This is a genomic window from Coleofasciculus sp. E1-EBD-02, from assembly GCF_040218245.1.
GTDB lineage: Bacteria > Cyanobacteriota > Cyanobacteriia > Cyanobacteriales > Coleofasciculaceae > Coleofasciculus.
Genome location: NZ_JAVJQN010000093.1, coordinates 65,846 through 78,254, shown reverse-complemented (window position 1 = coordinate 78,254; position 12,409 = coordinate 65,846). Strand labels below are relative to the sequence as shown.

8 protein-coding genes and 1 pseudogene are annotated in these 12,409 nt (G+C 44.0%); 1 reads left to right on the top strand and 8 read right to left on the bottom strand.

Annotated elements, in window-relative coordinates; translation table 11 throughout:
- Positions 1-140: 140 nt before the first annotated feature.
- Together RIC07_RS15575 and RIC07_RS15570 are read right to left on the bottom strand one after the other, a co-directional pair.
- Positions 141-1,160, bottom strand: a complete 1,020-nt coding sequence (locus RIC07_RS15575) for a histone deacetylase (RefSeq protein ID WP_446395328.1) — start codon at positions 1,158-1,160, stop codon at positions 141-143.
- 156 nt (positions 1,161-1,316) lie between these two features.
- Positions 1,317-3,899: an ATP-binding protein gene (locus RIC07_RS15570; RefSeq protein ID WP_446395327.1), complete on the bottom strand. Its 2,583-nt coding sequence runs from the start codon at positions 3,897-3,899 to the stop codon at positions 1,317-1,319.
- A 262-nt stretch (positions 3,900-4,161) separates the two neighbouring features.
- On the opposite strand from RIC07_RS15570, the gene RIC07_RS15565 reads away from it, so the two are divergent.
- Positions 4,162-4,842: a response regulator transcription factor gene (locus tag RIC07_RS15565; RefSeq protein WP_446395326.1), complete on the top strand. Its 681-nt coding sequence runs from the start codon at positions 4,162-4,164 to the stop codon at positions 4,840-4,842.
- 1,139 nt (positions 4,843-5,981) lie between these two features.
- On the opposite strand, the gene RIC07_RS15560 is transcribed toward RIC07_RS15565, so the two are convergent.
- The 6 genes and pseudogenes from RIC07_RS15560 to RIC07_RS15535 form a co-directional block, all read right to left on the bottom strand.
- Positions 5,982-6,266: a UPF0175 family protein gene (locus RIC07_RS15560; protein ID WP_446395325.1), complete on the bottom strand. Its 285-nt coding sequence runs from the start codon at positions 6,264-6,266 to the stop codon at positions 5,982-5,984.
- Positions 6,266-6,682, bottom strand: a complete 417-nt coding sequence (gene vapC / locus RIC07_RS15555) for a type II toxin-antitoxin system tRNA(fMet)-specific endonuclease VapC (RefSeq protein WP_446362412.1) — start codon at positions 6,680-6,682, stop codon at positions 6,266-6,268. The genes RIC07_RS15560 and vapC overlap by 1 nt, the downstream gene beginning before the upstream one ends.
- Positions 6,672-6,992, bottom strand: a complete 321-nt coding sequence (locus RIC07_RS15550) for a hypothetical protein (protein ID WP_446395324.1) — start codon at positions 6,990-6,992, stop codon at positions 6,672-6,674. The genes vapC and RIC07_RS15550 overlap by 11 nt, the downstream gene beginning before the upstream one ends.
- A 323-nt stretch (positions 6,993-7,315) precedes the next feature.
- Positions 7,316-9,525, bottom strand: a pseudogene (locus RIC07_RS15545) (type I restriction-modification system subunit M).
- A gap of 94 nt (positions 9,526-9,619) precedes the next feature.
- Positions 9,620-9,949: an element excision factor XisI family protein gene (locus tag RIC07_RS15540; protein WP_446395323.1), complete on the bottom strand. Its 330-nt coding sequence runs from the start codon at positions 9,947-9,949 to the stop codon at positions 9,620-9,622.
- Between the two features lie 114 nt (positions 9,950-10,063).
- Positions 10,064-12,406 (bottom strand): hypothetical protein, encoded by a 2,343-nt coding sequence (locus RIC07_RS15535; protein WP_446395322.1) that lies wholly within the window; start codon positions 12,404-12,406, stop codon positions 10,064-10,066.
- Positions 12,407-12,409: the final 3 nt, after the last annotated feature.

The window sequence follows — 12,409 nt, the reverse complement described above, 5'->3', positions numbered from 1 at the left end:
GGGGGAGCAAGGGTACATTTTCCCTGAGCAAGGTGATGTCATACTTATGAGGGATGCTACCCCATTTCCTTGCACTTTATCCACTGTCCATACGCCTCAAAGTATTGATGGCTCAGGGTTTCTGGGTTGTGCAGCAAGCCCTACCTATAAGTTGCTAAAGTCTTGACATGAGCAACAGCCGCTGCAACGGTAACTGGTAATCGGTAGCCACCTCCATGAGAAGAAAGTACTGGACACCTATATCTCTTAGCAGCATCTAATACAATTTCAGTCAGTTTGCAGAAATCAGCATTTGTCCAACCTGTTGAACATTTACCACAATCATCCCGATGTGAGTCATAACCCGAAAAAATAGTAATCAAGTCCGGTTGCCACGGCAGGCAATCTAGAGATTGCTGAAAAATGTCGATGCTCTCATGTCCATCGTAAAACTTACCAGTTAGTCCCAGTTCCTCTACAATATCAACAGAAAACGATGTATTTAAAATAGGAATATTACAGTGTCCAACAGCTTTAGCTGCCGTCGTTGTCCCATATTTTAAGTCTGAGGCTTTAGCCATATAAAGGTCTACCGCACTGTGAATGCTAATGCAATAAATGCTGGGATCATCGCTAAAAATTGACTGAGTGCCATCTCCATGATGAATATCCCAGTCAATCATCAAAATTTTCTCAAATCCTTGCATCTGAGCGTATCGTGCTGCCGCAGCCAGAGGATTTAAAAGACAATAACCGTGTCCCCAATTACTGTAAGCATGATGTCCGACCATACTGAAACAATAGGCACGTTTCAGGTTTCCTTTTTTCATCTGATCGATTGCTTCCATCATACCTCCTAAACCATAGAGATATCCGGGTAAACCGTACTCCAAGCATTCGCATTCAATACTCAATTCTGGTAGGGCGGCACTTACCTCATCTAGTGGTCTTTCAAGAGCGTTTAATGCAAGTTTTCGGAGATACTCAGGAGTATGAATGCTCTGGAAATTGCGCCTCTGAGCTTTTCTTAATGGAAGTGCAGGATATTCGGCAAGAGCTTGGGCAAGAGCCTGTCGAACTTGGTTGTAGTAGGGAAAAGAATACCCCATGAAAGAAATTGATTCAATTGGCTTGGACGTACAGAATGTTTGTGGGTGTAGATAGGTGGCAAAATCACTCATTTCCCTAAATCAAGCACTAAGTAGTTGGACAAAATTAAAGTTAACGGTTGAGATTAGGAAGGATCAGAGAACAGTAAAGAGTTGAAAATTGTTAACGTTTCTTAGTACAGCAGATAGAATTTATGTCCAGGTACTTAGTCTCAACTTCAGTATAAGTCATGCCGATGGCAAGGGTATTGTGATTGTCATCGTTGTACCGACTCCTACTTCACTATTGACTGAAATCGTACCCCCTTGTATGTCTAGACATTTCTTGACAACCGCTAATCCTAATCCGGTTCCGGGAATGTTGCCAATATTCGTACCGCGATGAAATATACTAAACAATTTTTCTTGATCCTCTACGGGAATCCCAATGCCTGAATCTTTGATTTGAAACGTTGTTGTGGATTGACTACAGGTCAATATTAAATCTATTCGACTACCTTTCTGGGAATATTTAATTGCATTAGACAGTAAGTTGATTAAAATAGAACGCAATAACTTTTCATCTAAGCAAACAATAGAAGGTTGATGGTGCTTAACAAAATTAATTGAATAATTTGCTCCCGCATTCACCTGCATCTCTTCCACTAAATTCCAACAAAATTTTTCTAAGTCAAGTGGGTGAGGGGTAAACTCTAGTTTTCCAGTTTCCGCTCGGCTGATTGTTAAGATATCGCCCAAAAGCTGAGTCATGGTTTTAGCTGTTGTCTCAATGCGGTCAATATTACGACAAATTTTATTATCTGAGCCTTCTGGATAGTAATATTTCAATAATTGAACACTGGCTAAAATAGTACTCAATGGTGTGCGAAATTCATGAGATGCCATAGCAAAGAAATTAAGCTGGAGTTGTCTTAGTTCCTGCTCTTGTGCCAGTGCCAGACGCATTGATTCTGCCTGCTTGTGTTCTGTAATATCTTGAGCAGTCCCGAGAATTTGCTGGGGTAAACCATCAGCCGTGCGAGTGAACACCATCTCGCGACTATACAACCAACGCCATCCCCCGGATTTATGTTGGATGCGATACTCTGTCTCAATAATTTCTCCCTCTTTAGCGGTAGCAAATCGTTTAATGGCAGTGGTACATTTAGATTGATCATCGGGGTGAATCAGATTTTGCGGAAATGTCGGTGCCATGTCTTGAATTTCTTCCGGGGAGTAGCCGATAATTTGAGTAATTTGTTGATTGCTGTAAATATTTCGCTTTTCGATTAAATCATAAAGATACAAAGCGGTTGGCATCGCGTGAGCAATGCGTTGAATAAACCGTTCACTTTCTCGCAGTGCTTGTTCCCGAATCCTAATTTCGGTAATGTTGGTGGCGGCACAGGTAATGCCAACCACTTCTTCGGTATGGTTTTGTAAGGGTTCTACGGTTAAATCGTAGTACCGGACTTTGCCGTCTACGATAATCGATATCTCTTGGCGCTCACCGACTCCTGTGGTCAAGACACGATGTTTAATCGGCATTAGCTTTTGGGCATTTTCCGGTGCAAACATTTCTAATTCTGATTTCCCAATTAGTGCATCGGTATTAATCCGACTCGCCGGATTATAGACCCAGGTGTAACGCAAGTTTGTGTCTTGATTAAATACGGTGATAGGTGAGTTATGCAGCGCAACCCGAAAGCGTTCTTCACTAATTCTTAATGCGGCTTCTGCTTCCCGGCGTTCATGGATTTGAGTCTGGAGATCAGCGTTCGTCTGCATCAGTTCCGCCGTCCGTTCTTGAACTCTGATTTCTAGTTGATCACGGGCTTGACGCAGTTGGGCTTCAATGGATTGACGTTCAATTAATTCCGTCTGAAGCTGTTGATAGAGTTGGGCTTGGTGAATGGCGATGGTAACTTGGATGGCTAATTGATACAGTAAGTCAATTTCTAAGGAGTGCCATTGTCTGGGTTGAGAACAGTGATGAGCAATCAGCAGTCCCCAAAGCTTTTCTTGTTGCAGAATGGGTACGACGAGTTTAGATTTGACACCTAACTGCTGGAGGAATTCCACTAAGCAGGGCGTTACTCCATCGGTTTCTGGATTGACTATGGTGCGAATCCGTCCTTGACAGTACAATTGATGCATCTGTTCGGGAAATACTTCAGCCGGAAACGTTTGTCCCAGAATGGGTGCGGTATCCGGAGTGACAGATTCGGCTACGGTACTTCCTGTACCGTCAGACCAAATCCGATAGACTAAGACTCGATCAACGCCAAGAAATTCTCGGACTTCGGTGACTGTGGTTTCGAGAATGGTGTCCAGATCCAGGGTTTGGCGGATGCGTTGAGCGCTACTGAGGATGAGTTGCTCTCGTTGCGCCATTTGTTCTAGAGTTGTTTCAGACAGAGGGCGATCGCGACTTAACTCTAACTCGGCTTTGAATCTAGAATGCTGCTTCAGGAGCAACCCGCCCAGCACAATAAGTATGGCGATGCTGAGACTATCCCCCAGAATTAGACTCAACTGGGTTCTCTGGATCTGAGTGACTACAGCCCCTAACTGTTCTTGTAACAACAGTTGTGCTTGCGCTGGGATCTGCTTCAAAAGCCATGGCTGGTGTTGAGCGATCGCAGAGGCGCTGTTGAGCTGAGACAATAAATCTTGCAGAGAATCCTGTAACTTGTCACTATAGTCCATCCATCGGGAAGCTTCCATCAGTTGAGTTAGGTGGCTATAGGACGTGACACTAGCCCCTATAAAGATAAATAATGCCAGACAATAACCACCGATAATAACTTTGATACCGATAGATTTTGGCATTTGAGTTCTCCTCCGAAATAACAGCAGCTAGTGCATCGCGGCTTCAACTAAGCGGTTTCCCCATTTAGATTAGGATACCTAAAATCCTTCCAGGGAACAGGGAATTATTTACATAGAATAGGGGCAAACGCTTGATATTTTTTACAATTCTTAACTCGGTTAAGCCAATTGATGTCTAGGTCATTCGCTCTCTGTTCTCTTGAGCAAGTTTATTTTGAGGCGACCTCGTGATAAATTCATATAAGGGAATAGTATGTTTTAAGTGAGAATTCTTCTAGTCGAAGATGATATTTATTTGGCTGAAGCTTTGGCTGAAGCCCTGGCGATACAACGGTATGCCGTTGATATGGTTTCCGATGGAGAGGCGGCTTGGGTGCAAGTGAATACCCTCGATTACGACCTAATTTTGCTCGATATGATGTTGCCGAAATTGGATGGGATTCATTTGTGCAAACGCTTGCGTTCCAATGGTTATCAGATGCCAGTTTTGATGATTACGGCTCGGGATACCAGTACGGATAAAGTCATCGGTTTGGACGCAGGCGCTGATGACTATATGGTTAAGCCTCTGGATATTCCAGAGTTACTGGCGAGAATTCGAGCGCTACTGCGACGAGGGCAAACGGTTTCCCCCCCTATTTTAGAGTGGGGACAATTGCGTTTAGATCCAGGGACTTATGAAGTCTGCTACGGCGATCAAACTTTACGCTTGACTCCCAAAGAATATGGTCTTTTAGAATTGCTCATTTGTAATGGGCGGCAAATCATGAGTCGGAGTGCCATTATTGAGCATGTTTGGTCTATCGATAATCCTCCGAAAGAAGATACGATTAAGGTTCATGTCAAAAGCCTGCGCTCCAAACTTCGAGCCGTAGGCGCTCCGGAAGATTTAATTGAAACGGTACATGGTTTAGGTTATCGTCTCAAATCTCTTTCTGAATAACTGCTTAGGAGTCGCTTTCACAAATTTTTATTACAAGAAAATCCAAAAATCTTTTCCAGAGTTCTCAAGTATTTATTCTCAGCCATGGCGATTAAAATCGCGGCTACACAAACAAAGTCCGCCGACGCGGACTGAATTATAACCTTAAAACTATTTCCCCTTCTCTCAAAACCGCTTTAGGATACTCTTTCTTAAAAGAGCTATCTAAGTAAGTATCGCTTTCTAATATCGAATAGTTTTTGATATCACTAGCCTTGACAACCCGACATCCTATATCTGTAAAATCAGATGATTTGAAAGCGACACCCTTTCTAGTCTCAATCAAAAACTTAAAAGGGATAATGTTCCAAGATTGAGGAATCTCCCCCAACCACTCAACACCAGAATCCTTATATTTTTCATATCATGTCCTGACGATTGCCCATAATTGCAATGCCGTAATAACACGGGTTTCAGGCGTTTTTATTCGGGGTGTTTGACCGGACATGATATCATACCCCTGATACTTTCCCATTATTCGTCCTTTTTTTCTCCTGCTAATTCCAAAATCTTGTTATACAAAGGTGGAGAAATCCCGAAAGTAGAATCCTCAATAGGGTCAATACTAATCAGATTAGTAATTACAGAAGTATCACTAATAATCACAAACGCCCTAACTCCTGCAAATTTTGTAAATCAACCTCAAAATCATCTACATCATATTGATATATCTGAAATGATTAAACCCATTAACCTTCCTCCCAATCTTCAATGTTTAACCCTTTAATTCGTTCAAACTCTTTTATAACTCATCATCAAGGCTATCATCTACCCCTACAATGTACGGGTTTGGTAACCAACGGGCTTGGTAAGCTGTTCGGCATTTAAACCTTAATGTCAATAATGGCGAAAGCATTGTAGTGCGTTACAGCAGTTTGCTCTGCTATGCGGTACATTGTCGATCCCCCTAAATCCCCCTTAAAAAGGGGGACTTTTATTTACTGTACTTTATTACAGCGCAAAGCGCTGTAAGCGAAGCCATGCCGCAGGCTTTGCATCTTGCTCGCTACTAATACCCAATTTAAATGCATGACAGCTTAACCAACGGGCTTGGTAACCAAGCCCCTACCAATCGGGGTTGTAGCAGAAACGATAATCATTCAAGATTTCTGTTGCTGTAACATTAATTCTGCCTGTTCAACTTCCTGGGCTAATTCTTCCAAATCTTGAGAATCATCAACAAGGTAAATACCCCATCGTTTCATCCTTTCAATAACGTCTAAACGAGAAAATCCTAGAATTTTTCCTGCCCGACTACTGGTAATCTCTCCTGCTTCTAGTAAAATCATTACATAGCCTTCCTTGGCTTTTTGTAAGGCTTTTTGCTGCACCTCAGCCGGAAGTTCTATAGTTTCCAACTGTTCATCTGAAATAATTAAATCCATTAATTTTCCTCCCAATCCTCAATCTTTAAACCCTTAATCCGTTCAAATTCTCTAACATTATGTGTTACTAAAATTAAGCCATTTGCTAACGCAATAGAAGCAATTTGTAAATCATTAAAACCAATCGGAGTCCCCGCTTTTGCCAACTCCGCCCTAATCCTTCCGTAAACCTCCGCACAGTTATCATCAAAAGGCAGAGAGCTAAACTGATTCAAAAAAGACCGTTGTAAATTCAGAGACTTCTGAGGATTATTACTCTTCATTGAACCATAGAATAACTCAGCCTTAACCACAGAACACACCGCAATCTTGTTGGGACTAACCTTGTCAAAACGGCTGTTTACCTGTAAGGACTTTCCTTTAAGATACACAATACAAACATTAGTATCTAACAAATAAACAAGGTCACGACTCATCAAAAACCCCTTCTAAATCATCATCTAGGCTATTATCTACCCCTAAATCATCAACATCGAAATCATCCTCCGCACAGCAACCATATAAATTAAGTAACCCCGAACTATGAAGCATATTATTTTGCTTTAAAAACTCATTTAAATCCCCTTTAGATGCAAAGGTTCCCAACTCCTGAAACTCCTCAAAATCAATTAGCCCTTCCTTAAACGCTTTCAACACCAATTGACGGAGAATTTCTTGCGGTAAATCCCCCCATTTATTTTGTACCTTTGCCGTTAACTTATCCGGTAAATTAATCGTTACCTGCATAATGTTAGTCTCCCTTTGATTCTTTTAGCTGATTCATTACACAACCATCCGTGTCAACTTAAGCTCAACCCCTCTCCCAAGCCAGCCCTCACCCCCAGCCCCTCTCCCAAGCTTGGGAGAGGGGAGCAAGAGGGAAGCGGTATTCCAGATGTGATGACAGAAGCGTCTTTATATGATGTTTCCCCTTCTCCCATGAAACAAAAGCGAAGCATCCTTTGTCATCCCTCCTCGCAGGGGGGAACGAGGGGGGTGGGAGAAGGGGTTAGGGGATGAGGGTGAAAAGCTGCCCTTGTCGAACTTTTCAGCGTAAATCACCACCAATGTTACACAACCTCCCCCAACATCGCCATAATATCCGCTTCTAAAGACTTAATATCCTCCTCAATCGCCGCCAAGGGGCGAGGAGGCTGATACACATAGAAATGCCGATTCAAGGGAATCTCATACCCCACCTTCGTTTTATCAAAATCAATCCAAGCATCAGTGACATGGGGTAATACCTCCGCCTCCAGATACGCCAGACAATGGGCTTTAACTAATTTATTTAACCCATCCAATCCCGTTTTACCGTCATACTCCAACGGTAAAGGTAAAGGGATATCCCTCGGTAAAGGCACAATCTCCGTATCCCGTAAACTGGTATCCGGTTCAACGTTTCCCTTGCTATCCCGACAGATTTCCGCTTCTGGGTCAGTTTCCCCCAATGCTGCTAAAATCGCCTTTTTTACTGGACTTTTCAGCTTTAATCCGGCTTGTTTTAAGACCTTCTCCATGTCCTTAACAAACACCTCACGGGACAAATAAAGTTTATTCACCTCCATGCAATACAGTGCAGCAATAATCTCCTTTTGTAAATCTTGCCCCATCTCAATTTCAAGCTGCTTCGCCTTCTCGTCTTTGCGCTTCTTACTGGTTGCCAAATTCTGAAATGCTGTTTGTTCCCACAATCGCGCCAAGCGTTCCTCACTGACTTGGAAATTCAGCCGTAAGGGACGTTCTACCGTAATCTTAAGAAAACCAAACTCCCGATTATCAAAAATCTTAGAACAAACCCGTTCTTGGCTTTCCCCATCAACCTGCACCTTACTTATCCCATTATGCTGATAATCCCCATAAAGTCGCACCAGTTCCGCGATATGGTCAGGGGATAACTCATTTCGCTTATCCCCCAGACTCTTTTTCATTTTCTGGTAATGGTGCGTCCCATCAATTAACTGTACCTTCCCTTTCCGGTGGGATGCTTTCTTATTCGTCACCAACCAAATATAAGTAAAAATTCCCGTGTTATAAAACATCTGATCCGGTAACGCCACCACCGCATCCAGCCAATCATTTTCGATAATCCAACGGCGAATATTACTCTCCCCACTCCCCGCATCCCCAGTAAATAAAGGTGAACCATTAAACACAATAGCAATGCGTGACCCATCTCCCTCCGCCTCCGGTGCAGGGTACATCTTAGAAATCATGTGCTGGAGAAACAACAGCGACCCATCATTAATCCGGGGTAAACCTGCGCCAAAGCGACCCTTAAACCCCAGGGTTTGATATTCAGACTCGATGAAATCTTTCTCTGGTTTCCACTCCACCCCAAAGGGAGGATTAGCAAACATATAGTGAAACTGTTTATCGCTATGACCATCGTGGGGGACAAAGTTATTACTCTTTTGCTTGGCGTCTTTGAGTCCTAATGTGTCCCCATAAACAAGATTGTTAATCGGTTCATCTTTAATCAGCAGGTCAGAACAGCAAATGGCGTAGGATTCGGGGTTATATTCTTGCCCAAATAATGCCAAATTTGCCTCTGGGTTTTGCCGTTTAATATGTTCCTCGGCTACAGATAGCATTCCCCTTCCGCCGTGGGATCGTACACGGTACGGTAAATCCCTTTTTTAAAGACAACCTCTTCCTCACAGAAAACCAAATTTACCATCAGGCGAATCACTTCACGGGGGGTAAAATGGTCTCCGGCTTCTTCGTTAGCTTGTTCGTTAAACTTCCTCACCAACTCCTCGAACAAATACCCCATTTGTAGGTTAGAGAGGTGCGCCGGAGACAAATCCACATCCGGACTCGCGATCGCCTGCATCACTTCATAGAGGCGATTGGCTTCATCGAGTTTCTGAATCTGCTTGTCAAAGTCAAACTTATCGAAGATGTCCCGCGCCAAGGGAGAAAAGCCATTAATATAGGCGCGGAGGTTATCCGCTAATCCTTCCGAGTCCCCCAAAAGCTTCTTAAAGGTAAACTCGCTGAGGTTATATAAAGGCTGTTTGCGATTCTCCCCGATCGCAACTTTCGCGATCGCCTTCTCAAACGCCTCCCCCGTCAAGACTTTCTCATACTTAGTCTTGGCTGCTAGAACGGCTTCCTTAGTGGGTTCTAGGACAGAATCAAGACGACGCAGCACAATCATCGGTAACATCACCTGACGATACTGAGGGGGGCGGTAGGGACCTCGCAGCTTATCGGCGATACTCCAGATCAAGCCGACTAACTCTTGATGATTGGCGGTTTGTACGGTGGTCGTCATAGAGGGTTAATAATCTTAGTTATGTTTTATTGTGCCAAGTTTCTATTATCGCTGGTTGTTAATTCGTGCAAGCAGGTCACCTCTACAGGTTGAATTAACCCACAGCAAACCCTGTATATTGCCTCACAAAAGGTTCATGAAATGCCAAAACAATATCCTCTTTGGGGACACCTAAGTTGACCAATTCATTGGCTATACCAATTTCCGTTCCATCATACTGTATCCAAATTTTCCCATTTTTAATATTCAGATGCAATACGCACCCATACATCGGTTGGCGATTTTTCCAACCCGTATAAACAACCTGATAATGATCCCGTTCTTTGTCAAAAATTAGTTCGGTTTGCACTTCGTCATCCGATGGACTTCCTTTCGCATAGTCACTTAATAACTGTTGGATGTAGGTACGATATTGTTCGATCATTTTTAAAGTTAACGGTTGAGATTAGGGAACAGGGAACGGGGAACAGGGAACAGTAAAGGTTTGAGGTTAATTTACAAAACTTAATACAGTACCGTTTTATGCCAGTCCGACTACTTACTCAAAACGTTTACGCTGATCTGACCAACGCTTAAGCCTATACTTATTCTCACCCGCCAAAACTAACGCCGCCGTTCCGCCATCCCCCAAATCCGCGATCGCAGTTAGTGATGTATTCCCATGGGTGGAAAATTCACTGTAGAGTAACGCCCCCTTCTCCGAAAATATTAATGTCCGGGGTTTATACTCCTGCGTGTTTGTGTCTGGGCGTTTGATATTTAGGGTTTGATTGGTACTCGATAGATCCTCATACAGGGTTAAAACGGCTTCCGGTTCATCATTCCCAGTCAAATCCAGAGGCTGTACTAACCAATGTCCAATCTCTTGCAGCATCATCGGAATCGTGGGTTCGACTTCGGGCGATCGCTTGCCACTTTTAACTAATTCCTGCCACAGTGTTGGTAAAATCGCCGCTACCCATTGCGGTTGCAGTTGGTTTAAATCGGATAAGCTAATTGAACCCGGTTCTAGCCAACGCAGCGCGGTTTGAGAATATGCCATAGGACGACTATTTTCTCTATTGGGTAAGGCTTGTCCTGTGGCTAAAAGCTGAATCACTCCGTCTTGATAGGACACCCCTTGAACCGTCGCCACGATCGTCTCCTGGCGTCCCTCCGCTGACCAGACGGCAATTTGCAGGTATGGATCAGTGTCTAAACCCAGATATTGCCAAAGACGCTGAGTTGCACCAACTGTGGACAATTGTAAATCGGTAAATGGTGTTTGACGCCAGCGTTGACCATCATTAAACGCCGCGACTTCTACCTGATACCAAACCTCTTGGGGGGCTTTTTGGAATCCTGAAGCTGGGGCGGTTAAAGTGACGGGAAATGTTGCTGTACTATTTCCCACTTCCGGTTGTCGCCATTCTTCAGGCTTGACAGTTTCCACTGATTGTGCTGTGCCGACAATTTGACTTAAATGAGGGATGATGGCTGGAACCTCTGCTAATGCAGTATCCAGATAATCCAGGTAGGCATAAATTTGGGCATTATTGTTAGGTTGAGGCTGATCGGATTCTGATTCAGAGGGTGGAAGTTGCTGCAACCAAGAGACAGCTTCCGCCCGCCCTTCTTGGGCGGCGAGAATTAAAGCCCCCCAAGTTTTTACGGTGCGATCATTGGGACTAATATTGAGGGCAGCTTCTACCCGTCGCCATAATCTCTCGGTATCCGTTTTGAGTAAATTAGCAATATCTTGGGCGGAACCATTAACGGCGGCGGTTTGAAATACCTGTAAGCCATCTGTCCAGCGTCCATCAATCAGATAGGCGAGAACTTGTTGTCCTTGACTTGCCCAAGTTTGGTTGGCTTGGGCTTCAGTAAATTGGGCATGAAGTCGAATCACGTCTAGTTGCGCTTGAACTGTCGCCGACTCCGTGTTTTTCTGTTCTTGTTGCAATCGTCGATATGCCCAAGACCATAACCCATTCCGGGCTAACATTAAGGAATTACGATAGGTGGGACTATCATCAGCCCGGGTATTTAGTGAAATTTCGGTTAGTTGAATTGGATTGAGGAGAAACTGGCGGGGTTGAACCTGGTATACCTGGAATTTCGGTTCTAATCCCACCGTTTGATCAAGCACTAATTCTGGGGTGGATTCCCCGGTGACTTGTTGCCAATAGGGGGGTTTATCGGTGGGACTTTGCCAGTCCAGCATAACACTCAGGTGCATTTGTTCGGGGTTGTAATGGAGGATTTGTCCATAAGTTTTCGGGGATTCATCGGTGAGACGAACTCCCCAGAGGTTAAACCAAAATCCTGTGGCGGGTGCCTGATTTTCTAAACGGTTAAATCGAGTAAAGGCTAAGGAACGAGATGCACTCCCAGTAATCGCGTCGGTGGAGGAGAGGACAAAATATTCTTCCGGTTCCTTGATCGCAAGCTGAGTGACCAATTGGTAAGCAAGTTCGGCTTGCTGAAATTCGATGGGTTGATAGAGTCTCAGTTCAACAATTTTTTGGCAATTGGTTTGACAGTTCGGCTTAGATTTTAAGATGGGTAATAGAATAGGGGTTTCTCGATAGGGTTGTCCTGTATTGAGGGATACAAGTTCTCCCGCGATTAACTCATTTTGGCGCAATTCGTCGCGTATCATTGCCAGGGTTTGCGGCGGTGAAGCATCAGCGATAGGAATACGTGTCCATCCGGGTAAAATGCGATTCAGCCAGATCGCCGCATTGGGATCTATTATCAGGCGAATCCCTAGCCATATCCCCCCAGTAACGATCGCACCTGTGGCGATTAATGCGGCGATCGTACCTAATGCAACCAAACAGCCATTGGCTGATGATTTTTTCCGGATTCGTCTGCGGCGTCTCTTTGTGACTCCGGACAATCG